This is a genomic window from Phenylobacterium parvum, assembly GCF_003150835.1.
Taxonomy (GTDB): domain Bacteria; phylum Pseudomonadota; class Alphaproteobacteria; order Caulobacterales; family Caulobacteraceae; genus Phenylobacterium; species Phenylobacterium parvum.
Map to the genome: position 1 here is coordinate 1,864,726 of NZ_CP029479.1, position 13,501 is coordinate 1,878,226.

General features: G+C 70.4%; 11 protein-coding genes and 1 tRNA gene. 5 read left to right on the forward strand and 7 right to left on the reverse strand.

The features are described from left to right. The first annotated feature begins 36 nt into the window (after positions 1-36). The 4 genes from gph (at position 37) to HYN04_RS08920 (ending at position 4,059) form a co-directional block, all read left to right on the forward strand. Positions 37-732: a phosphoglycolate phosphatase gene (gph, locus tag HYN04_RS08905; protein ID WP_110450440.1), complete on the forward strand. Its 696-nt coding sequence runs from the start codon at positions 37-39 to the stop codon at positions 730-732. Positions 733-796: 64 nt separating this feature from the next. Beyond that, complete coding sequence (locus HYN04_RS08910; protein ID WP_110450441.1) at positions 797-2,680, forward strand: outer membrane protein assembly factor BamB family protein; 1,884 nt, start codon at positions 797-799, stop codon at positions 2,678-2,680. A 63-nt stretch (positions 2,681-2,743) separates the two neighbouring features. Next, a tRNA-Val gene (locus tag HYN04_RS08915) sits at positions 2,744-2,818 on the forward strand. Positions 2,819-2,907: 89 nt separating this feature from the next. After that, entirely contained in the window at positions 2,908-4,059 is a 1,152-nt protein-coding gene (locus HYN04_RS08920; RefSeq protein WP_110450442.1) for an aromatic ring-hydroxylating oxygenase subunit alpha, read from the forward strand. Positions 4,060-4,350: 291 nt separating this feature from the next. Here the strand turns inward: HYN04_RS08920 and HYN04_RS08925 are convergent, their stop codons facing one another. After that, a complete protein-coding gene (locus HYN04_RS08925; protein ID WP_110450443.1) occupies positions 4,351-4,785 on the reverse strand; it encodes a group II truncated hemoglobin in 435 nt (144 codons plus the stop codon). Positions 4,786-4,895: 110 nt separating this feature from the next. Here HYN04_RS08925 and HYN04_RS08930 point away from each other — a divergent pair, with 110 nt between their 5' ends. After that, complete coding sequence (locus HYN04_RS08930; RefSeq protein WP_110450444.1) at positions 4,896-5,420, forward strand: hypothetical protein; 525 nt, start codon at positions 4,896-4,898, stop codon at positions 5,418-5,420. Positions 5,421-5,447: 27 nt separating this feature from the next. Here the strand turns inward: HYN04_RS08930 and HYN04_RS08935 are convergent, their stop codons facing one another. From HYN04_RS08935 to HYN04_RS08960, 6 genes are all read right to left on the reverse strand, one after another. Then, positions 5,448-7,844, reverse strand: a complete 2,397-nt coding sequence (locus HYN04_RS08935; RefSeq protein WP_110450445.1) for a beta strand repeat-containing protein — start codon at positions 7,842-7,844, stop codon at positions 5,448-5,450. Then, positions 7,841-9,586 (reverse strand): M10 family metallopeptidase, encoded by a 1,746-nt coding sequence (locus HYN04_RS08940; protein ID WP_110450446.1) that lies wholly within the window; start codon positions 9,584-9,586, stop codon positions 7,841-7,843. The genes HYN04_RS08935 and HYN04_RS08940 overlap by 4 nt, the downstream gene beginning before the upstream one ends. A gap of 106 nt (positions 9,587-9,692) precedes the next feature. Further along, the gene (locus tag HYN04_RS08945) at positions 9,693-10,766 is read right to left on the reverse strand and encodes an NAD-dependent epimerase/dehydratase family protein (RefSeq protein ID WP_110450447.1); all 1,074 of its coding nucleotides are present in this window, start codon (positions 10,764-10,766) and stop codon (positions 9,693-9,695) included. A gap of 54 nt (positions 10,767-10,820) precedes the next feature. After that, positions 10,821-11,261 (reverse strand): DUF2834 domain-containing protein, encoded by a 441-nt coding sequence (locus HYN04_RS08950; RefSeq protein ID WP_110450448.1) that lies wholly within the window; start codon positions 11,259-11,261, stop codon positions 10,821-10,823. Positions 11,262-11,275: 14 nt separating this feature from the next. Further along, positions 11,276-11,995 carry an SDR family NAD(P)-dependent oxidoreductase gene (locus HYN04_RS08955; protein WP_110450449.1) on the reverse strand — a complete coding sequence of 240 codons (720 nt, stop codon included), beginning with the start codon at positions 11,993-11,995 and terminating at the stop codon, positions 11,276-11,278. A gap of 46 nt (positions 11,996-12,041) precedes the next feature. Beyond that, the gene (locus HYN04_RS08960; RefSeq protein ID WP_110450450.1) at positions 12,042-13,493 is read right to left on the reverse strand and encodes a glutamate synthase subunit beta; all 1,452 of its coding nucleotides are present in this window, start codon (positions 13,491-13,493) and stop codon (positions 12,042-12,044) included. Between the last annotated feature and the right edge of the window lie 8 nt (positions 13,494-13,501).

Consider the following 13,501-nt stretch of genomic DNA (forward strand, 5'->3'; position numbering starts at 1 on the left):
TCCCCGCCCCCCGAGCCCCCATTCCCAGGAGCGTCCATGCCGCCCGCAGCCCAGCCCCTGGCCGGCGCCGTCATCGCCTTCGACCTCGACGGGACGCTGGTGGACTCGGCCCCGGACCTGGTCGGAACCCTGAACCACCTCCTGGCCGAGGAGGGGATCGCCCCCCTGCCCTTCGACCAGGGCCGCAGCCTGATCGGGCATGGCGCCCGGCGGCTGATCCAGCGCGGCTTCGAGGCGCAGGGCCTGGCTGTCGAGGGCGCCGACCTTGAAGCCCTCTTCGAGCGCTTCATCGCCCACTACAACCTCCATAGCGCCGACCTGACCCGACCCTTCCCAGGCGTGCCGGAGAGCCTGGAGGCCCTGCGCGCGGCCGGCGCGCGGCTGGCCGTCTGCACCAACAAGCTGACCCGCCTGTCCACGCCCATCCTCGAGGCCCTGGACCTGGCCCGCCACTTCGACGCCGTGATCGGCGCCGACCTCGCCCCGGCGCCCAAGCCGGACCCCCGGCACCTGCAGCTGGCGGTGGAGGCGGCGGGAGGCGACCTCCGCCGGGCGGTCATGGTGGGCGACGCCGGCACTGACGCCGGCGCGGCGCGGGCGGCGGGGACGCCCCTGGTCCTGGTCAGCTTCGGCTACACGGAGATACCCGCCTGGGAGCTCCGCCCCGACCGGCTGATCGACCATTTCGACGAGCTGGGGCCCGCCTGCCTGGAGCTTCTGGCGCCCGCGTGAGTCCCGGCCTATCCTGCCACGCGAGGCCCCGCCGCGTTCGGGACGGGGCCCTGGGGGAACGACCATGCCGGGATCCATCATCGGGCGCCTCTGCGCGCTCGCCTTCATCGCCCTTGTTTTGGCGACAGGCCCGGCCCGGGCCGCAGAGGTCCACCCCGGACAGGCCGTCTACGACCGCGCCTGCGCCGCCTGCCACAACGCCCCCGAGCCCGGCGGCCGCGCAGCGCCGGTGGCCAGCCTCAGGCAGATGGACGCCCGCACCCTGCGCACCGCCCTGACCACCGGCGTCATGAAGGGGATCGGCGACAGCCTCGCGCCGGACGACCTGCGGGCCGTGGTCGACTACCTTGCCGCCAAGCCCAAGCCTGTCTCCGACGACTGGATCGACGGCGCGCGCTGCCCCGCTGACCGCCGCACGGTGGACGTGAACGCCCCCATCCCGTCCGGCGGCTTCGGCGTCAACGCCGACAACCGCCGCCGCCTGACCGCCGGCCAGTCCGGCCTGACCACCGCCTCCCTAGCCCGGCTCAAGCCTGCCTGGACCCTGGCCATCCCGAACGCCACGACCATGCGCTCCCAGCCCGTCCTGCTGGGCGCAACCCTGTTCTACGCCGCCAGCCAGGCCTCGACCCTCCTGGCCATCGACGCCGGGACGGGGTGCATCAAGTGGGCGGCCAGGACGCCGTCCGGCATCCGCACCAGCCTGGCCCTGGGCCGCCTCGGCAAGTCCGGCCCCCTGGCCGTGGTGGGCGGTGACGAGGGCGGCCACCTGCAGGCCTGGGAAGCCGAGACCGGCAAGCTGATCTGGCGGGCCGATCCCCGCCACGACAAGGGCGGCGTGCTGACCGGCGGCCCGGTCTTCGCCGGCGAAAGGCTCATCGTGCCGATCTCGGCCCTGGACGTGGCCCAGGCCATGCGGCCCACCTTCGCCTGCTGCTCCACCCATGGCGCGGTCAGCGCCGTGGACGTAACGAACGGCAAGGTGCTCTGGACCTGGCATGCGACGCCGGACGCCAAGCCCCTGGGCGTGAAGAACAGCGCTGGCGTCGAGATGAAGGGCCCCTCCGGCGCGCCCGTCTGGTCCACCCCGGCGGTGGACCTCAAGCGCGGCCTGGTCCTGGCCTCGACTGGCGAGAACACCTCGCCGCCCGCCACCGGGACCTCCGACTCCATCATCGCCCTGGACCTGGCCACCGGACGCCAGAAGTGGGTCTTTCAGGCCCTGGCCAACGACGTCTGGAACATGTCCTGCCCCTCAGGCCGGGAAAGCCGGCGCAAGCCCGGCCCAAACTGCTTCTTCTTCGAGGGCGACAGCGTCCTTCGCGACCATGACTTCGGCGGCGGCCCCGTGCTCTTCCAGGCCGGCGGCAGGACCCTGGTCCTGGCGGGCCAGAAGTCCGGCGACGTCTGGGCCCTGGACCTGAAGACCGGCCGCAAGGTCTGGAGCGACAAGTTCGGCCCGGGCACGCCCCTGGGCGGGGTGCACTGGGGCATCGCCGCCGACGAGACCCGGGTCTTCGCCCCCATCGCAGACCCCGGCGTCCCCGAGCCGGTCAGCGCCTCGGGGGTCCACGCCCTCGACGCGGCGACGGGCAAGCGCCTGTGGTCCTGGCGGGCCCTTCCGGACTGCAGCGAGGCCCGCAAGGCCCGCGGCCCCGGCTGCGAGCGGGCCGGCATCTCCGCCCCGCCCCTGTTGGTGGACGGCGCCGTCATCGCCGCCGGCCTGGACGGACGCCTCTGGGTGCTCGAGGCGACCTCCGGCAAGGTGCTGGCCAGCCTCGATACGGCCGGGCCCCGGGACAGCGTGAACGGTCTTCCCGCCCGCGGCGGCTCGGTGGACTCCGGCGGCCTCTTCGCCGGCGGCGGCATGGTCTTCGTGGGCTCCGGCTACGCCGCCTTCGGCCAGCCCCCCGGCAACGCCCTGATCGCCTACCGCCCCGAGCCCTGACGGAGGGGCCGGGGCCCGCTTGCAGCCGGCAGGCGGGCAGGCTATAGCCGCAACCCTTCCGGCGGATGCGTAGCTCAGCGGTAGAGCACCTCGTTCACACCGAGGGGGTCACAGGTTCGATCCCTGTCGCATCCACCAGGGTTTCCCCGCCTCAGCGATCCATTGACCCACCCCGCGCCCCGGCGGAGGATGGGGGATACCCACGTCTCAAATCGAGGCCACGCCCCATGCGCCATGAGGTCCAAGTCGAGGTCCTGGAGGAACTGCTCGCTCAGATTCGCGAGGGGCGGAACGCCGACGCCGGGGCGGTGCGGGCCTGCCCGGCCTCCACCTGGACCTGTCCGGACCGGCTGGCCCTGGAGCGGCGGGAGCTGTTCGACGGCCAGCCCCAGCTGGTGGGCCTGTCGGGGGACCTGCCCTCGCCCGGCAGCTTCCTGACCACCGACGACCTTGGCCCGCCCGTCCTGGTGGTGCGCGGCGACGACGGCGGGGTGCGGGCCTTCGTCAACGCCTGCCGGCACCGGGGGGCGATCGTCGAGGCCGCCCGGCGGGGAACGAAGCCGCTGTTCTCCTGCCCCTTCCACGCCTGGTCCTACGACGCCCGGGGCGCCCTTCGGGCCGTACCCATGGCCGAGCAGTTCGGGCCGCTGGAGACCGGTCGGCTGGGCTTGGTCCCCCTGCCGGCGGCGGAGCACTGCGGGATGATCTTCGTCCACCCCCAGGCGGACGGGGTGATCGACGCCCCGGCCCTGCTGGAGGGCCTGGAGGACGACTTCACGGCCTTTGGCTTCGCCGAGCACCGCTTCGCCCTGGAGGACCGGCTGGAGCTGGAGCTGAACTGGAAGCTGGTCACCGACACCTTCGGCGAGACCTATCACTTCAAGCGCCTGCACAAGGACACCCTCGCCCAGACCTTCGAGGGCGACGTCCTCAGCTACCGGACCTGGCGGCGGAACCACCGGATGGTGCTGGGCAAGCAGGCCATCCGGGAGATGGCGGCTCGGCCGAGGGCTGAGTGGCGGGTCACCGAGGGCGGCTTCCCGGTCTACTTCCTGTTCCCCAACGTGGTGATCAACGTCAGCGAGGGGGCGATCGCCGTGGTGCGGTCCCTGCCCCACCCCACGGATCCCGGCCGATGCACGGCCCAGATCAGTTACTACGCCTCCCACCGCGCGCCGGAGGACATGGAGTCCTTCCGGCAGGGCTTCGGCAATGTGGTGGTGCACGAGGACCTGGCCGCCGCCGCCGGCATGCAGCGGGCCCTGGCCTCGGGCCGGATCGACCCGGTCCTGTTCGGCCGCAACGAGCCGCCCCTGCACCACTACCACCAGACCTTCAGGCGGGCCCTTGGCCTTCCGCCGCTGGAGGCGGTGGGCTGAGGCCTAGCGCCGGCGGGTAGGGATTGTCGCCCCCATCTGCCTCCTGTCAGCGGGATGCGTTGGAGAAGGCGTTCTCAGACATCCCACACCCCCTCAAGCGGCTTCGCCGGGAGCTCCTCCTCGAGGGAGCCATTGAGCGCTGTCATTCCTCCCCCAAGGGGGAGGTGGCGCGCGAAAGCGCGACGGAGGGGGTCTGCCGAGACGGGGATTGACCCCCTCACCCGGCTTCGCCGGGAGCTCCCCCTTGGGGGAGCAATTGGCTCGGTATGGGCGCCGGGGTCCACAGCCGGGCTACCGGCGGCGCATTCCCTGCGACATCCGCCCAAAGGCGAGGAGCATGGCCCCCTGCAGGGGGTGGGGCGCCCCGGAGTCCTTGAGGGCGCGGCGCATGCAGGAGAGCCACTGGCGGGTCTCCAGGGGGCCGATGTCGAAGGCGTGATGGGCCGACATCAGGCAGGGGCGGCCGGGATGCCGGGCGTGGAAGACCTGGGGCCCTCCCAGCCATCCGCTGAGCCAGTCGGCGAGGCGATCGCGAGAGACGGAAAGGTCCTCGCCGTGCAGGCCGCGGACGCCCTGCGCATCGGGGTCGGAGTCCATCAGGTCGTAGAAGGCGTCGACCAGACGACGGACGCCCGCCTCGCCTCCCATCAACTCGAAGGGCGTGACGACAGGGGCGGCGGAGGCGGCCGGGGCGTCAGTCGGGGCGTCAGTCGGGGCGTCGGTCATGGCGTCATGAGGCGGCGGCCCGGGACACGACGCCTTGATGCGGATCAACGCCCCTACCCTGAGGGGCGCGGCGCTGGTAGGTTCACACCCTCAGTTTCCGGAGCCCGACCATGATCCGCAACCCCGGCCCCGTCGCCCTTTCGGCCGTCAGCCTTCTCGCCCTCGCCGCCTGCCAGACCGGTCCGGACGGCCTCACCTCCCCGAAGGCGGCGGTGCGCGGCTTCTACGGCCCTTACAAGGGCGATTTCCGCCAGGCCGAGACGGCGCGTCTCAGCAAGAGCCTGGCGGCGGAGGTCGAGCGGGCCAGGGCCAACGAGGTCGAGTCCGCCGCGCGGACCAAGGCTGGGCCCAACCCCACGGACAAGCCGAACATCCTGGAAGGCGAGATCTTCGCCGGGCTCTACGAGGGCTACACCAGCTACCGCATGGGGCCGGCCCGGGTGATCGGCGACCGCGCCTCCGTGGCCGTGACCTTCACCAACAAGGGCTACAAGACCCGGTGGACCGACGACGTGAAGCTGGTCAACGACAACGGCTGGAAGATCGACAACGTCCTCTACACGGGCGGCTGGACCGGCCAGACCAGCCTTCGGGACAACCTCCGCCAGTTCAACGCCCTGCCGGTCGCGCCCTGAGACGCCTCCTGGGGCGCTTCCTCCCCGTCAGGCGGCGAGAATGAAGTCGCCAGCTGACAGGATGGGTTTCGCCGTCCCGAAAGTCGCCAGGGCGATGGCCGCGGCGCCGCCCAGGCCGTCGGGGTCGTAGTAGAGCGTCCCCGTGGTGGTGTCGTAGACGAGGCGGTCGTCGGCGTCATGTGCAGCCGTGACCCCTGCGCCCGACCAGAAGAGGCCCAGGCCCAGGGGGCCCGCCGCCGCACCGGCCAGGCCGGCGAAGACCGCCCTGCTGAGATGGATCTTGTCCACGCCGACGGCGAAGTCGGTGATGAGGTCGGCGCCGGCGTCCGGCAGGCTGTCGAAACGGAAGACGTCGTAGCCGGCGCCGCCGGTCAGCCGGTCCGTACCCGTCCCGCCCGACAGGGTGTCGTCGCCCGTCCCCCCCGAGATTGTATCCGCCCCGCCGCCGCCGGTGATCAGGTTGGAGCCCCCGCCACCGGTCAGAAGGTTGGCGACGGCGTTGCCGGCCAGGTTCACGAGCCCGGTGGACATCAGGGTCCCGTTCTCGATCTCCGCGCCCAGGGTGAAGGTCGCCCCAGTGGTCGACAGCAGGAACTGGATCGTGTCCACGCCGGCGCCCGCCGCCTCGACCACCTGGTCCAGGGCGTCGTCCAGGACATAGACGTCATCGCCGGCGCCGCCGACCAGGGTGTCGGCCCCGCCGCCGCCCGTGAGGGTGTCGCCGCCATCGCCGCCATCGAGCCGGTTCGCGAGGGCGTTACCGGTCAGGACATTGGCGAGGCCGTTGCCGGTCAGGTCATGGGCGACGGTGTTCACCAGGATGGCGTTCTCGACATTGGCGGCCAGGACATAGGTTCCCCCGGCGCTCGTGACGGCCACTCGCACCTGGTCAATGCCGGCGCCTGCAGCCTCCACAACGGAGTCCGAAAGACTGTCGATTACGTAGACGTCGTCGCCGGCGCCGCCGACGAGGGTGTCGGCCCCGGCGCCGCCAGACAGGGTGTTGGCGGCCGCATTGCCCGTCAGGACATTGGCGAGTCCGTTGCCGTTCAGGCTGAAGGCGAGGTTGCCCAGGAGCCGGGCGTTCTCAACCTGGTCAGGCAGGGTCCAGCTTCCGCCGGTGAGGTTGATGCCGACCTCGGCCAGGTCCACGCCGCCCCCGGCGGCCTCGACCAGGGTGTCGCCGATGGAGTCGACGACGTAGGTGTCGTCCCCCGCCCCCCCGGTGAGGGTGTCGGAACCCGCACCGCCATCCAGCCGGTTGGCGGCGGCATTGCCGGTCAGCACGTTGGCGATGCTGTTGCCGTTGATGTTGAAGGCGACGGCCGAGACCAAGGTCGCGCTCTCGACATTGCCGCCAAGATTGTAGGTTCCACCCGCCGTGCCGATGCCGATGGCGACGTGGTCCCACCCCTCGCCGAAGCCCTCGACGACCAGGTCCCCCGTGGAGTCCGCCATGTAGGTGTCATTTCCGGCGCCGCCCGACAGGGTATCTGCGCCGGCGCCGCCGTCCAGGACGTTGGCGGCGAGATTGCCCGTCAGGCTGTTGGCGAGGCCGTTGCCCGTCAGGTTGAACGCCACCGTGCTGATCAGCACGACGTTCTCGACCTCGGCCCCGAGGGTGTAGGCGCCGCCGGCGGTCGCGACGGAGAGCTGGACCGTATCTGTCCCGCCCCCCGCCGACTCCGCCACCTGGTCGGAGAGGGAATCGACCAGGTAGAGATCATTGCCGGCGCCTCCGACCAGGGAATCCGCGCCACCGGCGCCCACCAGGGTGTCCGCGCCAAGGTCACCCACCAGGGTGTCGGCGGATGCAGTGCCCGTCAGGCGGTTGGCGAGGGCGTTCCCGGTGAGTGCGAGGGCGACCCCGCCGGTCGCCTCGGCGTTCTCGACATTGGCGGCCAGGGTGAAGCTGGCGCCGGCCTGGGTGATGCCGACGCGGACAAGGTCCGTACCGGCGCCCGAGGCCTCGACGATCAGGTCGGAGGCGCTGTCCACCAGGTAGACGTCATCGCCCGCGCCGCCGGCCAGGGTGTCGGCGCCTGCACCGCCCGACAGGGTGTTGGCCATGAAGTTGCCCGTCAGGACATTGTCGAGGCTGTTGCCGGTCAGGCTGAAGGCCACCGTGGAGGTGATCTGCGCGTTCTCAAGGAAGGACGGCAGGGTCCAGCCGCCGCCCGAGGCTGCGATCGCCACATTGGCGGTGTCGATTCCCTCGCCTGCAGTCTCGACAATGACGTTCGTCGCACCGAGGACCACGTAGAGGTCGTCGCCGGCCCCGCCCGCCAAGGTGTCGGCGCCCCCGGCGCCATTCAGGGTGTCCGCACCGGCCCCGCCGTCCAGCCGGTTGGCGGCGGCATTGCCGGTGAGACGGTTGGCCAGGGCGTTGCCGGCCAGGTTGTAGGCGACCGTGCTGGTGATCATCGCCTCCTCGACCTCGGCCGCAAGGGTCCAGGTCCCCCCGCCGTGGTGATGGCGACCTGCACGAGGTCGGTCCCACCCCCCGCAACCTCGACGACGGAATCGGAGAGGGAGTCGATGGTGTAGATGTCGTTGCCGCCGCCCCCGACCAGGGTGTCCGCACCGGCGCCCCCGTCCAGGCGGTTGATGGCGGCGTTACCGGTCAGGCGGTTGTTGAGGGCGTTTCCGGTCAGGTTGTAGGCGAGGGTCGAGACGATCTCGGCGTTCTCGAGATTGTCGCCCAGGTTCCAGGTCCCGCCGCTCAGGTTGACCGCCACCTGGACCAGGTCCGTCCCCTCGCCGGCCAGTTCGGTGACCCTGTCGGCCCCGGTGTCCACCACGTAGACGTCGTCGCCTGAGCCGCCAGCCAGGGTGTCGATCCCCCCGCCTCCGACCAGGGTGTCGTTCCCGGCGCCGCCGTTCAGGATGTTGGCGGCGGCGTTGCCGGTCAGCCGGTTGGCGACAGCGTTGCCGTTCAGGGTGAAGGCGACGGTGCTGACCAGGGTCCCGTTCTCCACCTCGGCGCCCAGGGTGTAGCTTCCGTTCGCGACGGCGATGGCGACATTGATGGTGTCCGTTCCACCGCCCGCGGCCTCGGTCACGAGGTCGGCAGCCCCATCGACGAGATAGAGATCGTCCCCATCGCCTCCGGACAGTGTGTCTGCCCCGGCGCCGCCTGCAAGGGTGTCGGCCCCACCGCGGCCTTCCAGGAGGTTGTCGGCGCTGTTCCCCAGGAGGGAGTCCGCCCCAGAGCCGCCGATGGCGTTCTCGATCAGGGAGCGGGGGTCACTGGCGTACTGATAGGCGTTGTAGACATTGCCCTGGGCCACCCGGCCATAGCCGAGGTTGGCGGTCTGGGCGGCTGACAGGGAGGAACTGGCCCCTGGGTTCAGGTCAACCCGGAGGGAGGTGGTGTAGGCCGAGAAGTCGTAGGTGTCGCGGCCGCCTCCGTCCCAGACCGTCATGAAGATGCGATTGCCAGCCGGTGCGCCCTGCAGGGCCCCGTTCAGGGTCATCGCGCCGGTCGTCGGCGACCAGGCATAGACCGTGTCGCCCGACTGGGTGGTGAAGTCCGCGCCGTACATCGCCTGGAGTGCGGCGATGTCGTTCATCATGTAGGTGGTCGGGAAATCGACAGGTCCGTTCGTGTAGCCGGTCATGGGACCGCCGGGAAAACTGCGGTAGCTCATGAGGGTGAACTCAAGCGCGTCCCGGCTGCCCGGCAGGGCGATGCGCGCGGGCCCGCCCACCTCATGGGGATGCTTCAGGCCCAGGGCGTGGCCGATCTCGTGAAGCATGGTGGCGTAGGCGTAGTTCCCGGGCAGGGCGTTCCGGTAGTCGTACTGGACGCCGAACCAGACATCCCCGCCGACACCGCCGACGCTGGCGATCGGGTAGTAGGCGTAGGCCGTGCCCGTTCCCGGATCGGAGGTCTGGCCGATCCGCATGTCCGAGATGTCCGTCCCGTTGTTGACGAACTGGGCGTTGGTATAGCTGGCGACCAGGTTGAAGGCGTTGATCGCGGCCTGCCTCTGCAGGGCGCTGACGGAGCTGAAGTACTGGACGGCGGCAGGATTGGGATAAGCCGGATAGTCAGACGCAGAGTCCGGGAAGCTGAAGCTGATCACCCCGGTCCACTTGTAACCGGACAGGAGACCATCGACCTGGGCGTCGCCCGTGGCTCCCTGAGTCGTCTCTAACGCCACGCCACTACTCCCGCCGCCGTTCCCCGAAGATTCGGCGCAAAGGATGCGGCGACAGGCTTAACAAGCCGGCCAAAGGAAGCCGTAAATTCCCGTTAACCCTGAAATATCAGGGTCTTGAGAATCCTGCGCGGACCTTGGGCACGACGCCGGCCACCGACAGGAGGCTTTCCACGCAGTCCCGGATGGAGTCGTCCAGGGGGCGGAACTCGATCCCCGTCACGGCGCGAATCCGGTCATTTCGCAGGTCGGCCAGGGCCCAGACCGCGCGCAGTTCCGCCTCCCGGGCCTGGATGCGTTCGGGGAAGGGATCTGTGACCTGGGGCGTATCGTGGCCGATCTCCGGCAGGAGGCGGTCGATGTCGGCGCAGATGTCCTCGACCTTCCGCATGTCGGTGGACCAGGCGATGAACCGCTCGCCATTGGCGACCTCGGTGCTCTCCAAAAGGCCAATGTGGGCCAGGGCGTCGTCGCGGACGTCGACCGTCATCCAGGGACGGTAGGCTCCGTTCTGGAAGTACTTGCCCAGAAGCATGGTCTCGATGTTGTGCTGCCAAGGGCCCATGTCCTTCTGGTGGGCGGACAGGATGGGGCCGACATTGTCCCCGGGGCAGCAGGTGATGGCGTCCCAGCGGCCGCTGGACTCGGCCGCGTCAGCGAAGGCCCGCTCCGCATGGAGCTTGCCCATGGAATAGCCCTGCCCACGATCCGGGGTCCGCTTGGGGTTGGACTCATCCGGATAGCGGTCCTCGTAGAAGACCGGTCGCCGGGCCACCTCGAAGATGTCGGCCTCCGAGATCACGGCGGCGATCGACGAGGTCAGGACCACGCGGGTGACCGAGCCTGAAGCCTCGACGCTACGGATGATGTGGTCGCAGACCCGGGCGACGTAGGCCGGATCGTCGTAGGTGCTGACGTGGGCGATGTGGGCCACCCCGTGGCAGCCCCGGAAGATCTCGTCGTAGCAGCCGTCCTGGTCGAGGTCGGCGGCGTGCAGGGTCAGCCGGCCGGAGGCATATCCCGGCATGGCCTTGAGGAAGGCGGTCCGCTTGGGGGCGTCCACGTCGCGGACGCAGGCCCGGACCCGGTAGCCGCGGTCAAGAAGCAGCTGGACGGTCCAGCCGCCCAGGAATCCCGCCGCCCCGGTAACGGCTACGGTCCCGCGCTTCGGAATGGGCGCCATGTCTTCCTCCCCTGTCTTGTCCGAACGACAGGAAGGACTCCGGCGCGTCGCCTGTCAAATCAGTCCGGCGGCGCGGACACCGAGGACGAGAAGGACGAGAGCGAAGGCCGACACCAGACCAAGCCCCAGGCCATCGATCAGGCCCGGGCGACCCTCGATCTCCGGCGGCGTACGCAGCGCCAGTTCCCGGACGGCGAGGAAGAGGGGAACCGCGAAGGCCATGGCCACGGTCCAGCCCAGGACGGGGTAGAGCCAGACAAACTTCATCCGGCGGCGGCGACCTTCGATGACCATCCAGATGGAGGCCGTCCACCCGACGATCAGGATGTCGAAGGCGATGGAGCGCGCGCCGGGGTTGGCCACCGTACCGCGCAGGAAATCGGCAAACCCGCCAGCGGCGGCCGGACCGAAATAGGCGAGGTTCTGGCTCCAGGTCAGGGCGAGGCCCGCAAGGCCAAGGACCAGATAGACCAGGGCGAGGCGACGGCTTTGCATGGGAACCTCCCGGTTCAGCGCACGTAGCTGGCGCCATTGATGTCGAGGACGGCGCCCGTCATGGACGCCGGCGCCTCCAGGGCGAGGAAGGCGACGGCGGTGGCCACCTCCCCCGGGTCGGCCACTCGCCCAAGGGGAATGTCGGCCAGCAGGCCCGGGCCGCCACGACTGGCGAGATAATCCTCGGCCATGCCGGTCATCGTGAACCCCGGACAGACTGCAAACGCCAGCACGCCACGGGCCGCGTAGCCCCGGGCGATGGACTTGGTCATGGCCACCATGCCGGCCTTGGAGGCGGCGTAGTGCCAGTGCTGGGGAGAGTCGCCCCGATAGGCCGCCCGGCTGGCGACATTGACGATCCGCCCGCCCTCGGGCCGGTCGAGGAAGTGGCGGACGGCGAGGCGCGAGAGGTCCGCCGCCGCGCGAAGGTTGACCTGAAGGGTCCGGTCCCAGGCCGCCTCCCACTCCGCATCCGGCAGTTCGATCGGCGCCGGCTCAAAGACCCCGGCGTTGTTGACGAGGACGTCGATGCGACCGTCGAGGCGCTCCAGGGCCGACTCCCACAGGCGGGCGCCGGCTCCGGGGGCCGAGAGGTCTTCCGCCAGGATGGCGTCGCCGGCGGTCCGGCCATGACCGACGACACGGACGCCCCGGGAGGCCAGGACCTGGGTCACGGCGACCCCTATGCCCCGGGTGGAGCCAGTGACGAGGATGTGGGGACCGGGAGCGCTCATGCCTCCAGCCTAGACCCCGCCGGGGCGGGCGACAAACGCCTTCGGGTCAGCGCGGGAGGCGCGAGGTCCCCATCAGGAAGGCGTCCACGGCGTGCGCGCACTGCCGGCCCTCGCGGATCGCCCAGACCACCAGGGACTGACCGCGCCGCATGTCGCCGCACGAGAAGATCCCGGGCGTCGAGGTCTGGTAGGACACCGTATCGGCCCGCACCGCGCCGCGGACGTCGAACTCGACCCCCGCCTGCTCGGTGAACCCGGACTTCCGGGGGCCGACAAAGCCCATGGCAAGCAGCACCAGGTCCGCCTTCAGCTGGAATTCGCTGCCCGCGACCTCCTGCATTTGCTGGCGGCCGTCGGGGCCCGCGACCCACTCCAGGCGCACGCACTCCAGGGCTTCGATCCGGCCGTTGGAGCCAATGGCGCGCTTGGTGGCGACGGCGAACTCGCGTTCGCAACCTTCCTGGTGGCTGGAGGAGGTGCGCAGGCGCAGGGGCCAGTCCGGCCAGGTCATGGCCTTGTTCTCGCGCTCCGGCGGCTGCGGCATGATCTCCAGCTGGGTCACCGTGGCGGCGCCGTGCCGGTTGGAGGTGCCGATGCAGTCGGAACCCGTGTCGCCGCCGCCGATCACCACCACGTGCTTGCCCGTGGCGGAAATGGCGCCGGTGGGCGCGGCGCGCAGCTCATCATCGCCGGCTACGCGCTTGTTCTGCTGGGTCAGGAAGTCCATGGCGAAGTGGATGCCGCCCAGCTCGCGGCCCTCGATCGCCAGGTCGCGGGGCGCCTCTGCGCCGCCGGCCATGACCAGGACCTCATAGTCGTCCATCAGGCGCTGGACCGAGACGTTCACCCCGACCTCGAAGCTGGTGCGGAAGATCACGCCCTCCGCCTCCATCTGGGCGACGCGCCGGTCGATGAGGTGCTTCTCCATCTTGAAGTCGGGAATGCCGTAGCGCAGCAGTCCGCCGATCCGGTCGCTCTTCTCGAACACCGTCACCGCGTGGCCGGCGCGGGCCAGCTGCTGGGCGCAGGCCAGGCCCGCCGGGCCCGAGCCGACCACCGCCACCCGCTTGCCCGTGCCGCGCGGGGCCATGTGCGGCGTGATCCAGCCCTCTTCCCAGCCGCGGTCGATGATCTGGCACTCGATCGTCTTGATGGTGACCGGCGTGTCCTGGATGTTCAGGGTGCACGAGGCCTCGCAGGGGGCGGGGCAGATGCGGCCGGTGAACTCCGGGAAGTTGTTGGTGGACAGCAGGTTGTCCAGGGCGGCCTTCCACTGCTCGCGGTAGACGAGGTTGTTGAAGTCCGGGATCTGGTTGTTCACCGGGCAGCCGTTGTGACAGAACGGAATCCCGCAATCCATGCAGCGCGAAGCCTGTGCGACCAGCTCCTGGGTCGGAAGCGGATTGACGAACTCGCGATAGTTGCGGAGCCGCTCCTGGGGCGGCTGGTAGTCGCGGTCGCGGCGGGCGACCTCCAGGAAACCGGTCGGCTTTCCCATGTCTCGAC